This window comes from Kitasatospora sp. NPDC092039 (assembly GCF_044756065.1).
GTDB lineage: Bacteria > Actinomycetota > Actinomycetes > Streptomycetales > Streptomycetaceae > Kitasatospora.
Map to the genome: position 1 here is coordinate 267,322 of NZ_JBIVSD010000003.1, position 19,926 is coordinate 287,247.

General features: G+C 73.8%; 19 protein-coding genes and 1 pseudogene. 5 read left to right on the top strand and 15 right to left on the bottom strand.

Going from position 1 to position 19,926, the window contains the following annotated elements:
* Positions 1-86: 86 nt before the first annotated feature.
* From ACIQI7_RS07495 to ACIQI7_RS07535, 9 genes and pseudogenes are all read right to left on the bottom strand, one after another.
* Entirely contained in the window at positions 87-1,490 is a 1,404-nt protein-coding gene (locus ACIQI7_RS07495) for a protein kinase (RefSeq protein ID WP_401106051.1), read from the bottom strand.
* Positions 1,491-1,800: 310 nt separating this feature from the next.
* A complete protein-coding gene (locus ACIQI7_RS07500) occupies positions 1,801-2,415 on the bottom strand; it encodes a bacterial proteasome activator family protein (protein WP_387752023.1) in 615 nt (204 codons plus the stop codon).
* A 243-nt stretch (positions 2,416-2,658) separates the two neighbouring features.
* A complete protein-coding gene (locus ACIQI7_RS07505; RefSeq protein ID WP_401106053.1) occupies positions 2,659-3,387 on the bottom strand; it encodes a hypothetical protein in 729 nt (242 codons plus the stop codon).
* Between the two features lie 168 nt (positions 3,388-3,555).
* Positions 3,556-4,533, bottom strand: a complete 978-nt coding sequence (locus tag ACIQI7_RS07510; protein ID WP_401106055.1) for an NAD(P)H-quinone oxidoreductase — start codon at positions 4,531-4,533, stop codon at positions 3,556-3,558.
* A gap of 42 nt (positions 4,534-4,575) precedes the next feature.
* The gene (locus ACIQI7_RS07515) at positions 4,576-5,628 is read right to left on the bottom strand and encodes a potassium channel family protein (protein WP_401106880.1); all 1,053 of its coding nucleotides are present in this window, start codon (positions 5,626-5,628) and stop codon (positions 4,576-4,578) included.
* Between the two features lie 5 nt (positions 5,629-5,633).
* Positions 5,634-6,818, bottom strand: a complete 1,185-nt coding sequence (locus ACIQI7_RS07520) for a molybdopterin molybdotransferase MoeA (protein WP_401106057.1) — start codon at positions 6,816-6,818, stop codon at positions 5,634-5,636.
* Between the two features lie 20 nt (positions 6,819-6,838).
* A pseudogene (locus tag ACIQI7_RS07525) lies at positions 6,839-7,781 on the bottom strand (NTP transferase domain-containing protein).
* Positions 7,782-7,797: 16 nt separating this feature from the next.
* On the bottom strand, positions 7,798-8,838 hold the full coding sequence (locus tag ACIQI7_RS07530; RefSeq protein WP_401106059.1) for an MBL fold metallo-hydrolase: 1,041 nt from the start codon (positions 8,836-8,838) through the stop codon (positions 7,798-7,800).
* A gap of 109 nt (positions 8,839-8,947) precedes the next feature.
* Complete coding sequence (locus ACIQI7_RS07535) at positions 8,948-9,595, bottom strand: FMN-dependent NADH-azoreductase (RefSeq protein ID WP_401106061.1); 648 nt, start codon at positions 9,593-9,595, stop codon at positions 8,948-8,950.
* A gap of 107 nt (positions 9,596-9,702) precedes the next feature.
* Between ACIQI7_RS07535 and ACIQI7_RS07540 the strand changes: the two genes are divergently transcribed.
* Positions 9,703-10,110, top strand: a complete 408-nt coding sequence (locus ACIQI7_RS07540; protein WP_401106063.1) for a winged helix-turn-helix transcriptional regulator — start codon at positions 9,703-9,705, stop codon at positions 10,108-10,110.
* A 93-nt stretch (positions 10,111-10,203) separates the two neighbouring features.
* On the opposite strand, the gene ACIQI7_RS07545 is transcribed toward ACIQI7_RS07540, so the two are convergent.
* Positions 10,204-10,971, bottom strand: a complete 768-nt coding sequence (locus tag ACIQI7_RS07545) for a polyprenol monophosphomannose synthase (RefSeq protein WP_401106064.1) — start codon at positions 10,969-10,971, stop codon at positions 10,204-10,206.
* Positions 10,972-11,305: 334 nt separating this feature from the next.
* Here ACIQI7_RS07545 and manA point away from each other — a divergent pair, with 334 nt between their 5' ends.
* Complete coding sequence (manA, locus tag ACIQI7_RS07550; RefSeq protein WP_401106066.1) at positions 11,306-12,511, top strand: mannose-6-phosphate isomerase, class I; 1,206 nt, start codon at positions 11,306-11,308, stop codon at positions 12,509-12,511.
* 30 nt (positions 12,512-12,541) lie between these two features.
* On the opposite strand, the gene dnaB is transcribed toward manA, so the two are convergent.
* Positions 12,542-14,017: a replicative DNA helicase gene (gene dnaB / locus ACIQI7_RS07555; protein WP_401106883.1), complete on the bottom strand. Its 1,476-nt coding sequence runs from the start codon at positions 14,015-14,017 to the stop codon at positions 12,542-12,544.
* 577 nt (positions 14,018-14,594) lie between these two features.
* Between dnaB and ACIQI7_RS07560 the strand changes: the two genes are divergently transcribed.
* On the top strand, positions 14,595-15,941 hold the full coding sequence (locus tag ACIQI7_RS07560) for an MATE family efflux transporter (RefSeq protein ID WP_401106068.1): 1,347 nt from the start codon (positions 14,595-14,597) through the stop codon (positions 15,939-15,941).
* A 197-nt stretch (positions 15,942-16,138) separates the two neighbouring features.
* On the opposite strand, the gene rplI is transcribed toward ACIQI7_RS07560, so the two are convergent.
* The 4 genes from rplI to rpsF form a co-directional block, all read right to left on the bottom strand.
* Positions 16,139-16,585: a 50S ribosomal protein L9 gene (gene rplI / locus ACIQI7_RS07565; protein WP_387751994.1), complete on the bottom strand. Its 447-nt coding sequence runs from the start codon at positions 16,583-16,585 to the stop codon at positions 16,139-16,141.
* Positions 16,586-16,602: 17 nt separating this feature from the next.
* Positions 16,603-16,839: a 30S ribosomal protein S18 gene (rpsR, locus tag ACIQI7_RS07570; protein WP_030059640.1), complete on the bottom strand. Its 237-nt coding sequence runs from the start codon at positions 16,837-16,839 to the stop codon at positions 16,603-16,605.
* Between the two features lie 79 nt (positions 16,840-16,918).
* Positions 16,919-17,524 carry a single-stranded DNA-binding protein gene (locus tag ACIQI7_RS07575; RefSeq protein WP_401106070.1) on the bottom strand — a complete coding sequence of 202 codons (606 nt, stop codon included), beginning with the start codon at positions 17,522-17,524 and terminating at the stop codon, positions 16,919-16,921.
* 96 nt (positions 17,525-17,620) lie between these two features.
* A complete protein-coding gene (rpsF, locus tag ACIQI7_RS07580; RefSeq protein WP_188298654.1) occupies positions 17,621-17,911 on the bottom strand; it encodes a 30S ribosomal protein S6 in 291 nt (96 codons plus the stop codon).
* Between the two features lie 322 nt (positions 17,912-18,233).
* On the opposite strand from rpsF, the gene ACIQI7_RS07585 reads away from it, so the two are divergent.
* Together ACIQI7_RS07585 and ACIQI7_RS07590 are read left to right on the top strand one after the other, a co-directional pair.
* Entirely contained in the window at positions 18,234-18,533 is a 300-nt protein-coding gene (locus ACIQI7_RS07585; protein ID WP_387751989.1) for a hypothetical protein, read from the top strand.
* 263 nt (positions 18,534-18,796) lie between these two features.
* Positions 18,797-19,915 (top strand): lipid II:glycine glycyltransferase FemX, encoded by a 1,119-nt coding sequence (locus ACIQI7_RS07590; RefSeq protein ID WP_387751986.1) that lies wholly within the window; start codon positions 18,797-18,799, stop codon positions 19,913-19,915.
* Positions 19,916-19,926: the final 11 nt, after the last annotated feature.

Here is a 19,926-nt window from a genome sequence, read left to right on the forward strand (position 1 = left end):
GATCGCGGTGCCCTGTCGCTTACGTATCCCCGAACGCTACCGCCTCCGGCGGACGACCGTGGTACCCCCGAACCGGCCGGAACCCGTCAGAGCAGGCCATTCCGGTCGGCGGGGAGGTCGAGGACCAGGACGTGGGCGGGGCGCTCCGAGGTGCTGAACTTGCCGCCGGTCTTCTCGTTCGCCTTGTTGACCACGATCGCGATGATGATGCCGGCGAGCACCAGCACGCCGACGATGATCCCGATCACGACCACGGCCGTCGAGCAGCCACCGCCGCTGGTGGGCGCCTTCGGCTGCTGGTACGGCGGCATCGGCTGCGGCGGCGGGGTGTGCGCCTGCGGGAAGGGGTGCGGGGTGTGCGGCGCCTGCGGCCGCGGGGCCTGGAAGGCCGGCGGCGGGGTCTGGTACTGCTGCTGCGGGAAGGGGTGCGGGGTCTGCGGCGCCTGGTAGGCCGGCGGCGGCGTCCGGTACTGCTGCTGCGGCGGCTGCGGCTGGAAGGGCTGCGGCGTCTGCGGGGCCTGCGGCGCCGGCGGGGCGGCGTGCACCGAGCGCGGGCCCTCGTTGATCACCAGCGGGGTGCTGGCCTGCAGGCGCTGCCCGTTGGCACCGCCCTTGGCGGCCTCGATCAGCCGCTCCGCCTCGTCCCGCATCGCCGCCGCGCTCTGGAACCGGTGCGCCGGGTCCTTGCGCAGCGCCTGGGCGACGAAGGCGTCCACCTCGGGGGTGATCGAGCGGTTGAGGGTGGAGGGGGCCGGCGGCTCCTCCTGGACGTGCTTGTAGGCGATCGAGAACGCCGAGTCGCCGTCGAAGACCAGCTGCCCGGTGATCATCTCGAAGAGCATCACGCCGACCGAGTACAGGTCGGAGCGGGCGTCCACCGGCTTGCCGAGCGCCTGCTCGGGCGAGAGGTACTGCGGGGTGCCGACCACCATGCCGGTCTGGGTCATCGACGTGACGCCGGACTCCAGCGCCCGGGCGATGCCGAAGTCCATGACCTTGACGTTGCCCTTGCGGTCGAACATGACGTTGCCGGGCTTGATGTCGCGGTGCACCAGGCCCATGTCGTGCGAGGCCTCCAGCGCGTTCAGCACGCCGATGGTGACCTTCAGGGCCTCCTCGGCCGGCATCGCGCCGTACTGGCCGATCGCCTCGTTGATCGCCTCGCGCAGGCCCTTGCCGTCGATCAGCTGCATGACGATGTACGGCGTGCTGGAGCCGTCCGGGGCGACGTCCTCGCCGCTGTCGTACACCGTGACGATGTTCGGGTGCTCCAGCCGGGCCACGGCCTGGGCCTCACGGCGGAACCGCTCCTTGAAGGAGTCGTCCCGGCCCAGCTCGCTGTGCATGCTCTTCAGCGCGACCTGCCGGTCGAGCACGCTGTCGTAGGCGAGGTGCACGGAGGCCATGCCGCCCTCGCCCAGCAGCCGCTGCAGCACATAGCGGCCGTTGCCCAGGGAGAAGCCCTCGACCGCGTTGCCGTGCTCGCTCATGGTCCTCTGCTCCCCCTCGGCGCGGCCGTGCTGCCGCAGCCTGACGTTCGGTCTCGTCCGTGCGTGGTGGGCCCGGCCCGCTGGCCTGGCGGGCCCCTGCCGCGGCGGTTCCACCGGCCGGCGACAGGGGTCAGGGTATCGGCTCCCGCCGACGGTGATCGGCCCAGGGCCGGGACGGGCCCCGGGCCGGCGGCCCTGCGGACCCGGTGGCCCGGGGCGGGGAGGATCGTCGCGGTACGTCCGGTCCGTCGGCGGTCGGCACGGACCGGACGTCCCTACCGGCGGGTACCGCCGGGTGTGCCCGGTGCGGCTACAGGTACGGGCCGGAGCGGATGCCGCGGCTCTGGCCCGGCTCGTCCTCGTCCGGCTCACCGCTGTTCAGACCGGGCGGCAGCGCCCGCCGCATCTGCTCCAGCTGGGCCCGCGCCGCCATCTGCTGCGCGAACAGGGCGGTCTGGATGCCGTGGAACAGGCCCTCCAACCAGCCGACCAGCTGGGCCTGGGCGATCCGCAGCTCGGCCTCGGTCGGGATGGTGTCGTCGGTGAACGGCAGCGACAGCCGCTCCAGCTCGGCGACCAGCTCCGGGGCCAGCCCCAGTTCGAGCTCCTTGATCGAGCTCGCGTGGATGTCCTTCAGGCGCACCCGGCTCGCCTCGTCGAGGGGAGCCGCCCGGACCTCCTCCAGCAGCTGCTTGATCATGCTGCCGATGCGCATGACCTTGGCGGGCTGCTCGACCATCTCGGTCACCGGGAGCTCGCGCGGCATGTCGCCCTCGTCGTCCCCGTCACCGGCCGCGCCGGCGAACCCCTGGCCCACGGGCAGCCCGTCCGGTCCGACGATCAGCACCTTCTGGCCGTCCTGCGACTGCCCGCCGGCGGCCCGGAAGGGCTCCTGCGACGGGCGCTCGTTCATCGGATTCGTCATGAACAACATTCTCTCTCACTGGGGTTGGTCGGGCGGAAGCCCCCGGTCGTCCCGCCGTCCTGCGCCACCCGGGACGAAGGTACGCCCCCGGGCGCCGCACGGGTATCCGTACGGATACTCAGTTCCCGCGTACGCGGTTCCCGCGCCCCGTGCGCCGGCCGTGGGCGTGCCTCGGCCCCTACGCCGCAACCCCTTTGCCCCGGCCCCTGCACCGCAGCCCGACGCCTCGGCCCCTGCGCGGTCTCAGCCCTTGCGCAGCCGCAGGCCGACCAGGCCGAGGCCGCAGCCGATCAGGCCCAGACCGACGCCCAGCGGGAGCTGGGTGGTGGAGGCGTCCCGCCAGCGGGCCGGGAAGATCGCGGGCACCGCGGCGACGGCGGCGACCGGCTGTCCGGCGGCCGTGGCGGTGTCCGGCGCGGCCGGGCCCGCGGCGTCGCCGGGGGCACCGGCCTCCGCGCCGTCCCCGTCGCTCTCCGACGGCTCGGCCTCGACGCCCTGCTCCGGGGCCTGCTCCGGCACCTGGTCGGGAGCCTGCTCGACGGACTGCTCCAACGCCTGCTCCAAGGCCTGCTCCGGCACCTGGTCGGGGGCCTGTTCCACGGCGGCGTCCGGGCGCTCGGGCAGCGAGGCCGGGTGGTGCCGGTGGACCCGCGGGAAGCCGCCGCCCTGGTGCGGACGCGGCACCGGCCGCCAGGGCGGCGCGGCCGCCGGCCTGGCGGCGCCCGGCAGGACGTCGGCGCCGGCACCCGGCCAGGCCTTCGACTCCGTCCCCGACGGGGGGATCCCCGCCGACGGGGGCAGCGCCACCGCCGCCGAGGCGGCGGCCAGCGGGAGCGTGAGCCCCAGCACGGCCGCCGCGAACAGTCGCCGGGCGCGGCCCGGCGATCGGCGGCCCGGGGACCGGCGGGAAGCACGACGGCGGTGCGGCGCGACGGGCAGCGGCCCGAGGGAGACGTGCGGTGATGCGGCCACGGTCGGAGTCCTTCCGACGGCCGACGGCGCCCGGGGGCGGGATCGGCGGCGGGACAGCTCCGGACCAGATTCGCACGCCCCGGCCGTCGCGGCACTTCGGGCGGTTCACGCCCTCCGCCGCCGCCCGCCGTCACCCGCCGTCACGCCTCGTCGCCAGGCCTCCCCGGCTCAGGCCCGCAGGACGATCTTCCCGACCTGCTCCCCGCGCTCCAGCGCCCGGTGCGCCTCGGCCACGTCGGCCAGCGGCAGCACCCGGTCCACCACCGGCTTCACCACCCCGGACTCCACCAGCGGCCAGACGTGCTCCCGCACCGCCGCCACGATCGCCGCCTTCTCCGCCAGCGGCCGCCCGCGCAGGTTGGTGGCGATCACCGCCCCGCGCTTGCGCAGCAGCGCGTTGAGGTCGAGCTCGCCCTTCACCCCGCCCTGGAGTCCGATGATCACCAGCCGCCCGTTGACCGCCAGCGCGTCCACGTTCCGCTGGAGGTACTTGGCGCCCATGATGTCCAGGATCACGTCCGCCCCGGCCCCGCCGGTGGCCTCCCGGAGCGCCTCCACGAAGTCCTGCTCGCGGTAGTCGATCAGGATGTCCGCGCCCAGCTCGGCGCACCGCGCCAGCTTCTCCGGGCTGCCCGCGGTGACCGCGACCCGGGCGCCGACCGCCTTGGCCAGCTGGATCGCCATCGTCCCGATCCCGCTCGCGCCGCCGTGCAGCAGCACCGTCTCGCCGGGCCGCAGGTGCGCGGTGAGGAAGACGTTGGACCACACCGTGCAGGCGACCTCGGGCAGCGCCGCGGCCTGCTCGACGGACAGCCCCGCGGGCAGCGGCAGCAGCTGCCCGGTCGGCACCGCGACCCGCTGCGCGTAGCCGCCGCCGGCCAGCAGCGCGCACACGTCGTCGCCGACCGCCCAGCCGGCCACCCCGGGCCCGAGCGCGACGATCCGCCCGGCGCACTCCAGCCCCGGGTACGGCGAGGCGCCGGGCGGCGGGTTGTAGAAGCCCTGCCGCTGGAGCAGGTCGGCACGGTTGACGGCGGTGGCCGCCACCTCGACCAGGACCTCGCCCTCAGCGGGCACCGGGTCGGGCACCTCGGCCCACACCAGTGCCTCGGGACCGCCGGGTACGGGAATCGTCATCGCATGCATGCCCCGAACCTACTGCGGGCCGGGGCCGTTCCGCGGCGCGGCTCAGCCGGTCGGCGCCACTCCGCTGGACCTGATGACGATCACCCGGTCGGTGAGCTGGAGCACGGCGGCCTCCGGCTCGGTGTAGTTGAGCACCCGTCGGCCGCGGACCACCGCGACCACCAGGTCCGCGCACTCGCGCGGGCTGTGCCCGGCCTCGGCCCGGGTGACCGGGCGCTCCACCACGTCCAGCCCGTTGCCGTACGTCAGCAGGTCCTCCATCACCGCCCCGGCGTGCGGGCTGAGCATCGACAGCCCGAGCAGCCGCCCGGCCGAACTGGAGCTGGTCACCACGACGTCGGCGCCGCTCTGCCGCAGCAGCGGCGCGTTCTCGTCCTCCCGGACGGCGGCGACCACGGTGGCGGCCTTGTTCAGCTGGCGGGCCGTCAGCGTGATCAGCACGGCGGTGTCGTCCCGCTCCGGCGCGACCACCACCCGCGCGGCGGTGGGCAGTGCGGCGCGCACCAGGGTGTCGGTGCGGGTGGCGTCGCCGACCACCCCGACCAGGCCGTGCTGGGCGGCCTGGTCGATCACCTTGCGCTGCGGGTCGACGACGACGATCTCCTCCTTCTTCACCCCCTGCCCGAGCAGGGTGTCGACGGCGCTGCGGCCCTTCGTCCCGTAGCCGATGACGACGGTGTGCTCGCGCACGGTGGACCTCCAGCGGTTCAACCGCCATTGCAGGCGGGTCCGTTCGGTGAGCACCTCCAGCGTGGTGCCGACCAGGATGATCAGGAACAGCACGCGCAGCGGGGTGATCACGAGGATGTTGGTGAGCCGGGCGCTGTCACTGAACGGGGTGATGTCGCCGTACCCGGTGGTGGAGAGCGTCACGGTGGCGTAGTACGCCGCGTCCAGGAAGCTGAGCCCGCCGCCCGCGTTGTCGTTGTAGCCCGCCCGGTCGCCGTAGACGATGAACGTGGTGGCGACCAGGACGGCGAGCGCCAGCAGCAGCCGGGAGCCGACCTGCCGGACGGCGGGCGCGGCCCGTCGGGCGGGCAGCACGACCCCGGCGTCCGCCCACGGCTCGGTGCCGGGCGCCGGGTTGCGTCGGATCCGGCTCACGGCACCTCCAGGAGTTCGACCGGCTCCCCCGCCGCCGCCCCGCCGGGCGGCACCACGGCCAGCGCCTCGGCCCGGGCGAGCCCGCGCAGCATCGCCGGTCCGTCGAAGGCCAGCGGCAGCACGCCCCCGGCGGTCCGCCGGACCGGCTGGAGCCGGGTGTCCGTGCGGTGCCCGGGCAGGGCGGCCGCGGCGGGGGCGAGCGCGGGGGCGCCGACGGTCCGCCCGCCGCGCGCGTGCAGCAGCGGCAGCGCCAGGGTGACCATCCCGGCGACGGCGGCCAGCGGGTTGCCCGGCAGGCCCACCAGGTGGCGGCCGCCGGGGAGTTCGGCCAGCAGCATCGGGTGGCCGGGCCGGACGGCGACACCGTCCACCAGCAGCCGGGCACCGGTCTCGGCGAGCGCCCGGTGCAGGAAGTCGACCGGTCCGGCGGCCGTACCGCCGGTGGTGACCACGAGATCGGCGGTGGAGTGCCGCATTGCGTCCCGGAGCAGCCCGAAGTCGTCCCGGACGTACCCGGCTTCGGCCGGATCGGCGCCGGCGGCCCGCAGCCAGGGCGGCAGCAGCGGCCCCAGCGCGTCCCGGACCAGGCCCGGCCCGGGCACCCCGGCGGTGAGCAGCTCGTCGCCCAGCACCAGCAGCTGGACCTCGGGACGGCGGTGGACCGGCAGCCGGTCGTGGCCGCAGGCGGCGGCCAGGCCGAGCACGGCCGGCCCCACCGGCGTCCCGGACGGCAGCAACTCCTCGCCCCGGCGGCACTCCTGGCCGCGCGGGCGGACGTCCTGGCCGGTGGTCAGCGGCTGCGGCCCGCGGTCGCGCAGCAGCGCGCCGTCCGTCCGCCCGTGCTCACGGCGCAGGACGGCGGTGGCACCGGACGGCAGTTGGGCGCCGGTGGCGATCTCCACGGCGGTGCCGTCGGCCAGCGGCGCCGACGCCGTCCGTCCGGCCAGCACCCGGCCGGCCACCCGCCACGGGCCGGGGCCGGCGACCGCCCAGCCGTCCATCGCGGAGGTGTCGAAGGCGGGCAGGTCGGTGAGCGCGCCGAGCGGCTCGGCGAGGGTGCGGCCGAGCGCCTCGGCCAGCGGGACGGGGACCCCGGGCAGCGGGCGCGACCCGGCCCGGCGCGCGGTCTCGCGGGCCCGGGGCCAGCTCAGCACGCCGGGACCGGTGGACGGTGCGGCCATGACGGTCTGTCCGACCGCACTCACGACTCGCCCGGCCGGGCGGCGGTGCTCCAGCCCTCGGCGAGGGCCTCGGTCCGCCGGGCCGCCTCGGCGACGGCCTCCGCCCCGCCGCCCCGCCGGGCGGCCGCGTAGCCGATCAGGAAGGCGGTCAGCGGCGCGGCCGGCCGGGCCACCCCGTGCGCGACCACCCGGGCCGTGTCGAGCAGACCACGGACGTCGACGTCCAGGTCGATGCCCAGGTCGGCCTTGACCTCGGCGATCCAGTCATCCAGCGTGCGCTCCATGCGCCCATGCTGCCCGATCGGCGGTTTCCCCGGGGTGTTCGCCCCGTGTGCGGGGCGCGTCGTTTCGCTCACACCCCGGTGACGGCACCGGTGAGGTTCAGGCCCGGTCGCGCTCGCGGGCCCGCTCCAGGTCCTCCCAGGTGTCGCAGTCGTGGGTGACGTCGTCGCTGTCGGCCACCCGCAGCCGGGTCAGCCCGCCGACCAGACGGCGCAGCGGCCGGTCGGCCGGGTCGCCGAGGGCGGCCAGCGCGGCGCGCAGCGGGGCGGTGCGGTAGGCGGCGGCGAGCGGCTGGTCGCGCCCGCCCGCGTCGACCAGTACGGCGGCGTCCGCCCGCGCCCCGGCCCGGTCGAGGGCGGTGACCAGCCGTTCCACCGTCCGCCGGTCCAGGAAGGGCAGGTCGGCGGCGAGCAGCAGCACGGTGTCCGCGGTGACCAGGTCGAGCCCGGCCGCGACGGCGGCCACCGGCCCGCCGCCGGGCGGCTGCTCCCTGGTCCAGTGGACGCCGCCGTGCGCGGTCGGCCGGGCCGGACCGACCACGACGGTGGTGCGGGCGCCCGCGCAGGCGGCGAGCACCCGGTCGAGCAGGGTGGTCCCGCCCACCGTCAGGCCGGGTTTGTCGGCGCCGCCGAGGCGCCGGGCGGCCCCGCCCGCCGGGACGATCACGTCGTACGGCGTCATGCGGCCAGTATCCGCCCTACTCCGGCGCGCTCCCGCCGTTCTCGGCGGGCTCCGGGCCGTCCTCCGCGGGGCCCCGCCCGTTCCCGGCGGGCTCCGGCCCGTCCTCGGCCGCCGCGTCGGGCCGGGCCGCGCGGGCGGTGTTGGCTTCCGCGCCCAGTGCCAGGAAGGACGGCAGGGTCAGCTCCCCGTACCGCTCGTTCATCGCGGTGACCAGTGCCTCCGGGTCGTCCGGGTGCGCGGCCAGCAGCCGGTCGAAGTCCTGGAGGTACTCGCCGGTGAAGGCCAGCACCCGGGCCGCGTCGTCGCCCTGGCCCGGGGCCCGGTGCCCGGCGATCACCCGCTCCACGCCGAGGTCGGCGATCCGGCCGAGGTTGTGCCCCCAGGTGACGCGCTGGGCCGGGGTGGTGTCGGCGGTCCAGACGTGGGTGCCGTTGTGGACGAAGTCCCCGGCGATCACGGTGCGGACGCTCGGCACGTGGACGACCGTGGAGTCCCCGCAGTCGGCCTGGCCGAGCAGCAGCACGGGGATCACCTGGCGGTCCAGCATCAGCGGCTGGGGCAGCAGCGGGGAGGGGACCAGCGGGTGGTCCGGGATGTCGTCGCCGTACACCGGCTTCCACTGGGCGACCTTGGCGGCGACGGTGCGCCGGATGCCCTCGACCACGGCCGGGGCGGCCAGCAGCTGCGCGTCCGGGAAGAGCCGCAGCACCTCCTCGGCCCCGAAGTAGTGGTCCGGGTGCTGGTGGGTGACCACGACGGCGAGCAGCCGTCTGCCCTTGCCCGCGACCCACTCGGCCAGCTCGCGCCCGGCACTGCGGGTCAGCTGGGCGTCCACCAGGATCGCGGTCCGCTCGCCGAGGATCAGCGTGGAGGTGGCGAAGAAGGCCGACTCGGGACCGGTGAAGACGGCGACCTCCAGCGGCCGGGCCGGCTGCCCGGGCTCCGGCGGCTCGGCGCCCGCGCCCGGCCCGGGGGCCTCGCCGGGCCCGTCGGGGACGGCCGGCCCGGCCTGGGCACGCTCCGCGCCGGCGCTCTCCTCGGACGGGGACGTCGTCACGGGCTGCTCCCTCTGGTCGGCGGTCGGATTCCCTGCGCCCTACAGCATGGGAGCACCGGCGGCCGAATGCGCGGAAGGCGCGCCCGGCGGGGCACGCCTCCGGCGCACGTCACACCGCGGTGAGGGCGGCCAGTTCCTTGGCCCGGCGGGCGGCCTCCTCCAGCGCCCGGGCCTTGGACTCGGCGGCGTTCGGGACGAAGTCGGCCATCGCCGGGACGACGCTCGCCAGGGTGAACTCCGGGACGATGAAGTCGACCTCCAGCCCCAGCATGCCGGTCAGCACCTTCTCCAGGTAGGTGGTGACGAACTCGTACGGCTCGCGCGGGGCGCCGGGCGCGTACGAGCCGCCGCGCGAGGCGACCACGGTGACCGGGGTGCCCTTGGCGGACGGCGTCTCGCCGGCGGTGCGGCCCATCAGGATCACCTGGTCCAGCCAGGCCTTGAGGCTCGACGGGACCGTGAAGTTGTACATCGGGCTGCCGATCAGCACGGCGTCGGCGCGCTCCAGCTCGGTCATCAGCTCGTCGCGCACCGCGTAGGCGGCGGCCTGCTCGGCGCTGTGGGTCTCGGCGGGGGCGAATCCGGCGCCGATGCCGTGCGCGTCCAGGTGCGGGACCGGGTCGAGGGCGAGGTCCCGGTAGATCACCGTGCCGTCGGGGTGCTCGGCCTGCCAGGCGGCGCGGAAGGCGGCGGTGACCTCGCGGGAGACGGAGCCGTCGTGGACCGCGGAGGAGTCGAGGTGCAGGAGAGTGGGCATGGCAGGGCCTCCAAGGGATTAGTAGCTGCCTATTTCGCTGCAACTGCGAATACCGTAGCAGCTTACTTTTCTGCAGTCACTAGGGATCGGTCGAGTAGGCTGGTCCCATGGCCGAGCACGAGGCAGTGACCGACGGAGTCCCGATCGCCACCGACTCCTGCGCCGTGGCGGACCCGGGCCCCTGCGGGAACATCGACCTGGCCCTCAACCGGGTGTTCACCCTGCTCGGCAAGCGCTGGACCGGCATGCTGCTGGGCGTGCTCAACACCGGCGGCCCCGCGTACTTCTCCGAGCTGCGCCGCGCCGTCCCGGGCATCAGCGAGCGGATGCTCTCCGACCGGCTGACCGAGCTGGCCGAGGCCGGGCTGGTCGTCCGCGAGGTCGACGCCGGCCCGCCGCTGCGGGTCAGCTACCGGCTCACCGAGGGCGGCGCCGCGCTCCGGCCCGCGCTCACCGAACTGGCCGTCTGGGCCGACCGCTACCTGCCGGAGGCCGCGCTCAGGAACGGCTGCTGAGCCGCCCGCGGACTCCGGGCTCCCGGACGTGCGAAGGGGCCCGTCCGCCGGTTCCGGCGGACGGGCCCCTTCGGCCGACAGGAGTTCGGACGGTCAGCGCTTGGCGACGCCCCCGCGCAGCCCGGCCAGCCGGTCGGTGACGCCCCAGGTGGTCACCCGCCACAGCGCCTCGACCACGATGCCGCGGCTCATCTTGGACGCCCCCAGCTCGCGCTCGACGAAGGTGATCGGCACCTCGGCGACCTTGAACCCGGCCTTCACCGTGCGCCAGGCCAGGTCGACCTGGAAGCAGTACCCGGCCGAGGCGACCTCGTCCATGCCCAGGCCCAGCAGGGTCTCCTTGCGGAACGCCCGGTAGCCGCCGGTGACGTCCCGGATCGGCACGCCCAGCATCAGCCGCGAGTAGGTCGAGCCGCCGCGGGAGAGCAGCAGCCGCGACTTCGGCCAGTTCACCACCCGGCCGCCCGGCACCCAGCGCGAGCCCAGCACCAGGTCGGCGCCGCGCAGCGCGCCCAGCAGCCGGTCCAGCTCCTCGGGCTGGTGCGAGCCGTCCGCGTCCATCTCGACCAGGACGTCGTAGCCGTGGTCGATGCCCCAGCGGAAGCCCGCGAGGTAGGCGGCGCCCAGGCCCTCCTTGCCCTTGCGGTGCATGACGTGGACGTGCTCGTCCGCGACGGCCAGCTTGTCGGCCAGCTCGCCGGTGCCGTCGGGGCTGTTGTCGTCGGCGACCAGCACGTGCGCCTCGGGCACGGCGGCACGCACCCGGCCGACGATCCGCTCGACGTTCTCCGCCTCGTTGTAGGTCGGGATGATCACCAGGACCTTGCCGAGATCAGCAAAACTCTGCTGGGTGACGGTCACGTGCAAACCTCTCGGCCGATGGCGGGGGGTCTCGGAACACCGGCGCCCGCACTCTGGAACGCGGCTCCGCCGACAGCCCGCCGGGGAGGACCTCGGTGGCGAACTGCGCGCAGGGCGGAGGCTACTGCGTCCTGGCATCCTACTACCGCGCCGGGAACCACCGGTCCGGCCGTGGCACTCCCACCCGATGACCACCGTTTCCCCCTGGGTGACGCCGTTCGGCTAGGGTCGTTTCCCTTGCCCGTGCCCGGACCGCCCGCACCGCCGGGCCCCCGGCGATCCGGACTCGGGACGTCCGGGGCCGCCCAGACTGCGAAGGAGTAGGACCGCGCGCATGGACAGGCTCGTCAACACCGTCCGCCCGTACGCCTGGGGGTCGCTCACCGCCCTGCCCGAGCTGCTCGGGCAGCAGCCGACCGGGGAGCCGCAGGCCGAGCTGTGGATGGGCGCCCACCCCGGCGCCCCGTCGCGCGCCGACCGCGGCGAGGGCCCGCGCCGGCTGGACGAGCTGATCGCGGCCGACCCCGAGGGCGAACTGGGCGCCGCGAGCGTGGCCAGGTTCGGCCCGACCCTGCCGTTCCTCTTCAAGGTCCTGGCCGCGGGCATCCCGCTGTCCATCCAGGCCCACCCCACGCTGGACCAGGCCCGGGCCGGCTTCGCCGCCGAGAACGCCCTCGGCATCCCCCTGGACGCCCCCGAGCGCAGCTACCGGGACGCCAACCACAAGCCCGAAATGATCTGCGCGCTGGGCGAGTTCGAAGGCCTGTGCGGCTTCCGCCGGCCCGCCGGGGCGGCCCGGCTGCTGGCCGGACTCGCGGTGCCCGGGCTCGCCCCGGTGATCGATCAGCTGGCCGCCGACGGGGGCACCTCCCGGCCGGAGGACGGGGAGGAGTCCGCGGCGCTGCGCGGCGCCCTGACCGCCGCCCTCGCCCTGGACGGGGAGACCGTCCGGCGGACCGTCGAGGCGCTGGCGGCGACCGACCCCGACGGGGAGTACGGCCCGTACGCCCGGATCGCCGAGGACTTCCCGGACGACCGCGGCGTGATCGCCGGCATGCTGCTCCACCACGTCCGGCTGCGGGCCGGCCAGGCGCTCTACCTGGGCGCCGGGGTGCCGCACGCCTACCTGTCCGGCGCCTGCGTCGAGCTCCAGGCCAACTCCGACAACGTGCTGCGGGCCGGTCTCACCCCGAAGCACATCGACGTGCCGGAGCTGCTGAAGGTCGTGGTCTTCGCGGCCGGCGCCCCCGAGGTGCTGGAGCCGGTCCCGGTCCGGGACACCCCGGGCGAGGAGCTCTACCCCGTCCCGATCGACGAGTTCCGGCTCTCCCGCTTCGTGCTGGACGGCACCGGGCGCGAGATCGACGGCCGGACCCCGCAGATCCTGCTCTGCACCGAGGGCACGGCCCTGCTGACCGCCGCCGACGGCACCGTCCTGGACCTGGCCCGCGGCCAGTCCGCCTTCCTCCCCGCCACGGGCACCCCGACCCGCCTCTCCGGCACCGGCAGCACGCTCTTCCGCGCCACCGTCACCGTCTGACGCCCCGGGCGGGGGCGTCAGGGCCGGGCCTCAGTCCCGGGTCATGTCGACGAAGCGCGAGTAGTGGCCCTGGAAGGCCACCGTGATGGTCGCGGTCGGGCCGTTACGGTGCTTGGCGACGATCAGGTCGGCCTCGCCCGCGCGCGGGGACTCCTTCTCGTAGGCGTCCTCGCGGTGCAGCAGGATGACCATGTCGGCGTCCTGCTCGATCGAGCCGGACTCGCGGAGGTCGGAGACCATCGGCCGCTTGTCGGTGCGCTGCTCGGGACCACGGTTCAGCTGGGAGAGCGCGATGACCGGGACCTCCAGCTCCTTGGCCAGCAGCTTGAGGTTACGGGACATGTCCGAGACCTCCTGCTGACGGTTCTCGGCCCGCCGGGAGCCGCCGGACTGCATCAGCTGGAGGTAGTCGATGACGATCAGCTTGATGTCGTTGCGCTGCTTCAGCCGGCGGCACTTGGCGCGGATCTCCATCATCGACAGGTTCGGCGAGTCGTCGATGAACAGCGGCGCCTCGCTGACGTCGGGCATCCGGCGGGCGACCCGGGTCCAGTCGTCGTCCGTCATGTTTCCGGAGCGCATGTGGTGCAGCGCGACCCGGGCCTCGGCGGAGAGCAGGCGCATGGCGATCTCGTTGCGGCCCATTTCGAGCGAGAAGATCACGCTCGGCAGCTTGTGGTGGATCGAGCAGGCCCGCGCGAAGTCCAGCGCGAGGGTGGACTTGCCCATCGCGGGGCGGGCCGCGATGACGATCATCTGGCCGGGGTGCAGCCCGTTGGTGAGCTGGTCGAAGTCGGCGAAGCCGGTCGGCACGCCGGACATCTGGCCCTGCCGGGAGCCGATCGCCTCGATCTCGTCGAGGGCGCCCTCCATGATGTCGGCGAGCGGCGCGTAGTCCTCGTTGGTGCGCTGCTCGGTGACGGCGTAGATCTCCGCCTGGGCCGCGTTGACGATCTCGTCCACGTCGCCCTCGGCCGCGTAGCCCATGCCGGCGATCCGGGTGCCCGCCTCGACCAGCCGGCGCAGCACCGCGCGCTCGTGGACGATCTGGGCGTAGTACTCGGCGTTGGCCGCGGTCGGGACGGAGTTGACCAGGGTGTGCAGGTAGGAGGCGCCGCCGACCCGCTGGAGCTCGCCGCGCTTGGTCAGCTCGCCGGCCACGGTGATCGGGTCGGCCGGCTCGCCGCGGGCGTAGAGGTCGAGGATCGCGCCGTGCACCATCTCGTGCGCGGGCCGGTAGTAGTCGGCCGGCTTGAGCACCTCGACCACGTCGGCGATGGCGTCCTTGGACAGCAGCATGCCGCCGAGGACGGACTTCTCGGCGTCCAGGTCCTGCGGCGGGACGCGCTCGAAGCCGTCCACGCCGCCCTCGCCGTCGCCCTCGCCCCGGCGCGGCCAGCCGCCCTCCGGCCGGCCGCCCTTGCCGCCCTTCTGGAAGCCGTCCTTCTGGAAGCCGTCGCGGCCGCCGCCCTGACGCCCCTCGCCGCGGGCGCGCGAGACCGGCAGCCGGTCACCGGGGCCGTCCGGGAAGGGCGCGTCGTCGAAGGCGCCGGCCGGGAACGGATCCTCGGCGTGCTGCCAGTCCTCCTCCGGCGGCGGGGCGTCGTGGTCGTCGTACTGGGGGCCGGTCACGCGTGTTCCCCGATCAGCGAGTGGTGCGAAGTTGGAGCGGGCTTGCCGGTGGCTGGATGGAGCGGATCCGCTCCTCTTTGTACGCCACAGCTCCGACAAATCGGACGCCGGGGCGGCGGGAATGTCGGGCGGAGGGCCCACGCTAAGGCGCCGGACGCCGTTGCGCCAAGGCGGTTATCCACAGGGGGTGTGGATGAAGCGCCCCGTCCTGTGGAGAACTGCGGCAAAGCTGTGGACACCCCTGTGGACGCTCCTGTGGATAACCGGACGATCGATCCACCGTCAACCGGTTGACCTGGGATTACCTCTTCCCGGGCCTGTGCATGAGAAATTCTTCACACACCTCCGAACGGCTGTGGGCACAGAGCGGACGGACAGCGACGCTCAAGATTTCGAGTAATAGGCACAGGCCACTGACATCCATTACCTGTGGATGAGTAGCCTGGACCCCATGACCGCCTCGCCCCCGACCCCGGCCCCGGTGCCCCCTCGACGCCGGCACGACCGGGAGATCCTCGCCCTGGCCGTCCCCGCGTTCGGCGCGCTCGTCGCCGAACCGCTCTTCCTGATGGCCGACTCGGCGATCGTCGGCCACCTCGGCACCGCCCAGCTGGCCGGGGTGGGCGTAGCCTCCGCCGCGCTCTCCACCGCGACCGGCGTGTTCGTCTTCCTCGCCTACGCCACCACCGCGGCGGTCGCCCGCAGGATCGGCGCCGGGGACCGCCGGGGCGCCGTGCAGCAGGGCATCGACGGCATCTGGCTCGCCCTGGGCCTGGCCGTGCCGGTGGTCCTGCTCACCCTGCTGCTGGCGCCCTGGGCGGCCGACGCGCTGGGCGCCTCGGCGACCGCCGCGCCGCACGCGGTGACGTACCTGCGGATCAGCTCCCTGGGCATCCCGGCGATGCTCATGGTGCTGGCCGCCACCGGGGTGCTGCGCGGCCTCCAGGACACCCGGACGCCGCTGGTGGTGGCCGTCGCGGGCTTCGCCGCCAACATCGGCCTGAACGCCGGCCTGGTGTACGGCGCCGGGCTCGGGGTGGCCGGCTCAGCCTGGGGCACCGTGCTCGCGCAGACCGGGATGGCCGCCGCCTACCTGGTCGTGGTGGTCCGCGGCGCCCGCCGGGAACGCGCCTCGCTGCGGCCGGACGCGGCGGGCATCCGGGCCGGCGCCAGGGCCGGCGGCCCGCTGCTGGTCCGGACGATCAGCCTGCGCGCGGTGCTGATGACCGCCACCGCGGTGGCCGCCCGGCTCGGCGACGACCAGGTGGCCGCCCACCAGATCACCATGGCGGTGTTCAACTTCCTGGCCTTCGCGCTGGACGCCATCGCGATCGCCGGCCAGGCCATCATCGGCCGCTACCTGGGCGCCTCGGACGCGCCCGGCGCCCGGGCCGCCACCCGGCGGATGATCGAGTGGGGCATCGCCTCCGGGCTGGTGCTCGGCCTGCTGGTGGTGGTCGCCCGCCCGCTGTACGTCCCGCTGTTCACGCCCGATCCGGCCGTCCGGGCCCAGCTGGGCACCGCCCTGCTGCTGCTCGCGCTCACCCAGCCGGTGGCCGGGCTGGTCTTCGTGCTGGACGGCGTGCTGATGGGCGCCGGGGACGGCCCCTACCTGGCCTGGGCCGGGCTGGCGACCCTGGCGGTGTTCGTCCCGGTGGCGCTGGCGGTACCGGCCACCGGCGCCGGTCTGGCCGGGCTCTGGTGGGCGATGAACCTGTTCATGCTGCTGCGGGCCGGCTTCCTGGCCTGGCGCGCCCGCGGCGGCAAGTGGCTGGTCACCGGAGCGGTGCGCGGCTGAATCGTTTCCGGGCCGGGCCGGGAGGGACCGCCCCGGAGGTCGCCGGCGCGGAACGCGCCGACCGGGGAACGCCCGCGCCGAGAAGACCGGCACGGGGAGGACCGGCGCGCAGGAGACAAGCGCGGAGAAGACCGGCGCGGAAAAGACCGAGGGCCGGACTCCCGGAGGAGTCCGGCCCTCGGGCCGTGCTACGGAACTCAGGCAGCCACGACGGCGACGTCGAGCTTGGCCACGACGTCCGAGTGCAGCTTGACCGAGACCTTGTGGGAGCCCACGGTCTTGATCGGCGAGGCGATCGCGACGGCGCGCTTGTCCACCGCCGGGCCGCCGGCGGCCTTGATGGCCTCGACGACGTCGGCCTGGGTCACCGAGCCGAACAGACGGCCGGCCTCGCCCGAGCGGACGGCCAGCTTGACCTGGACGCCCTCGAGCTGACCCTTGACCTCGTTGGCGGCCTCGAGGGTCTGGATCTCGTGGATCTTGCGGGCGCGACGGATGGCGTCGACGTCCTTCTGACCGCCCTTGGTCCAGCGGATGGCGTAGCCACGCGGGACCAGGTAGTTGCGGGCGTAGCCGTCCTTGACCTCGACGACCTCGCCGGCGGAGCCGAGACCCGGCACCTCGTGCGTGAGGATGATCTTCATTACTTGGTCACCCTCTCTTAGCGCGCGGTGCTGGTGTAGGGCAGCAGCGCCATCTCACGGCTGTTCTTCACGGCCGTGGCGACGTCACGCTGGTGCTGGGTGCAGTTGCCGGTCACCCGACGGGCACGGATCTTGCCGCGGTCGGAGATGTACTTCCGCAGCAGGTTCGTGTCCTTGTAGTCAACGTAGTTGACCTTGTCCTTGCAGAAGACGCAAACCTTCTTCTTCGGCTTGCGAGCAGGCGGCTTCGCCATTGTGTGCTCCATTTGGGGTTCACGGCCCGGCGGGCGTCCGGGGACGCCGGCCGCCGGGCCGCACGAAATCTGTCAGCTCTTAGAACGGGGGCTCTTCCGAGTAGCCGCTGCCACCGGACGGGGCACCCCAGCCGCCGCCCTGGTTTCCACCGGACGGAGCGCTGGAGGCCCAGGGGTCGTCGGAGGGGCCGGACTGGCCGCCACCGGAGTTTCCACCCCAGTTGCCGCCGCCCTGCTGGCCGCCACCGCCGCCGCCCCAGCCGCCACCGCCCTGGCCGCCACCCTGCTGGCCGCCGAAGCCGCCACCGGGGCCGCCGGACCGGTTGGCCCGGGTGACCTTGGCGGTCGCCGAGCGCAGGCTCGGGCCGACCTCGTCGACCTCGACCTCGAAGACCGTCCGCTTCTCGCCTTCCTTGGTCTCGTAAGACCGCTGGCGCAGTCGGCCCTGCACGATGACGCGCATGCCGCGCTGCAGCGACTCGGCCACGTTCTCCGCCGGCTGCCGCCAGACGTTGCACGTGAGGAAGAGGCTCTCGCCGTCCTTCCACTCGTTCGTCTGGCGGTCGAAGGTGCGGGGGGTGGACGCGATGCGGAACTTCGCGACCGCCGCACCCGACGGGGTGAAGCGCAGCTCGGGGTCGTCGACGAGATTGCCGACGAGGGTGATGACGGTCTCGCCTGCCATGGTGGTGATGACCTCTCGGGAAGATGTCCGTTCACCGCTGTTTCACGTGAAACAACGGACGCGAGCTACCCGAGACCCGAAGGCCTCAGAGGTGGCTCAGTGGGTGTCCGGGCGCAGGACCTTGGTCCGCAGAACCGACTCGCTCAGGCCCAGCTGGCGGTCGAGCTCCTTGACGACCTCAGGCGTGGCCTTGAGGTCGATGACCGAGTAGATGCCCTCGGACTGCTTGTTGATCTCGTAAGCCAGACGGCGACGACCCCAGGTGTCGACCTTCTCCACCTTGCCGCCGGCGTTGCGGACGACAGCGAGGAAGCTCTCGATCAGGGGGGAGACAGCGCGCTCCTCGACCGAGGGGTCGAGGATGACCATCAGCTCGTAGTGACGCATGAGTAACCCACCTCCTTTGGACTCAGCGGCCACGGTCTCTCCGTGGCAGGAGGGTTGTGCGTAGCGTCGGCACCGGTGCGGCGACGACTCCGGCCCACCGTAACGGCCGGGTCGGACAGTCGGCCCCCGCTCCGCCCGAAGGCGGGACGTCATCCGGAAGAGGACACAGAGGGGGCACAACTACACCAGTGCAGACGGCACAGCCTACCTGCACCCGGACGGCCGAACAAAACGCATAGGGGTTGTGAGAGCGACCCAAGCACCGCAATCTGGACGGAACGGGATCCCTGCCCGTTCGTCTCCACGCCAGGAGGTGGGACCCATGGCCCAGTCCGTCCACCGCATGCCCGCCCTCACGCTGAACACCGACGGCCACCCGCACCCCCGCGAGAACACCCTGGTGGGCATCACCGCCCTCCTGGGCGTGATCGCCTTCACCACCTCGTTCTTCCACAACCTGCACCTGCTGACCTCGTGGACCGGCCTGTTCGGCATCGTCACGGGCCTGTGGGGCATGTTCGTGTCGGTCACCACCGCCGAGCGCTTCGTCCTGATGGTCACGCTCGGCGCGGCCGCGCTCGGCTTCTACCTCGGCATCGCCCGCGGCGGCCTCTGGGGCTGATCCGCCCCCGGCCGTCCGCACCGTCCCCGACCGCCCCACCACCGCCCGCGCCGACCCCCGACCGGCCCCCGCCGGCCCGCTGGGACCGAGCCCACAGGGGCCGCCCGGAACCCTCGCCGCCCCCGTCGCGTATCTGCAGGAGGAGACAGGTACCCGACGGGGGCGCCGCCGTGCCCGCCGCGACGGGCGCCCGGGCCCCGGACGATAGGGTCAGCCCGAGAACCTGGGGCCACCGCAGCCCGACCGACGAGGAGCACCGAGCAATGAGCCTGCGCCTGAGGACGATCACCCGCGAGGAGCACCTCGCCTTCATCAGGAGCCGCGCCTCGGCCAGCCACATGCAGGTGCCGTCGTGGGGTGACGTGAAGGCCGAGTGGCGGTCGGAGTCGATCGGCTGGTTCGACGACGCCAACCAGCTCGTCGGCGCCGGCCTGGTCCTCTACCGCCAGCTGCCCAAGCTCAAGCGCTACCTCGCCTACCTGCCCGAGGGCCCGGTCATCGACTGGTTCGACCGCGACCTCGACCGCTGGCTCTCCCCGATGCTGGCGCACCTCAAGTCGCAGGGCGCGTTCTCCGTGAAGATGGGCCCGCCGGTGGTCATCCGCCGCTGGAACGCCCCCACCATCAAGGAGGCCATCGCCGCCAAGCAGGCCAAGCGGCTGCGCGACGTCGAGGCCGACTGGTACGAGGCCCGCGCCTTCGAGGTGGCCGACCGGCTGCGCAAGGCCGGCTGGCTCCAGGGCGAGGACGGCGGCGCCGGCTTCGGTGACGTCCAGCCCCGCTACGTCTTCCAGGTGCCGCTGGCCAACCGCTCGCTGGACGACATCCAGAAGGGCTTCAACCAGCTCTGGCGCCGCAACATCAAGAAGGCCGAGAAGAGCGGCGTCGAGGTGATCCAGGGCGGCTACGACGAGCTGCCGATCTTCCACCAGCTCTACCTGGTCACCGCCGAGCGCGACAAGTTCACCCCGCGCCCGCTGGCCTACTTCCAGCGGATGTGGAAGGCCCTCGTCGCCGAGGACCCGAACCGCATGCGGCTCTACATCGCCTACCACGAGGGCGAGCCGCTGGCCGCCACCACGATGCTGGTGGTCGGCGAGCACGTCTGGTACTCCTACGGCGCCTCGGCCAACCACAAGCGCGAGGTCAAGCCGTCCAACGCCATCCAGTGGCGGATGATGCGCGACTCCTACGCCCTCGGCGGCGGGGTGTACGACCTGCGCGGCATCAGTGACACCCTGGACGAGGACGACCACCTGTTCGGGCTGATCCAGTTCAAGGTCGGCACCGGTGGCCAGGCGGCCGAGTACCTCGGCGAGTGGGACTTCCCGCTCAACAAGCTGCTGCACAAGGCCCTCGACCTCTACATGTCCCGCCGCTGAGGAGGCTGACC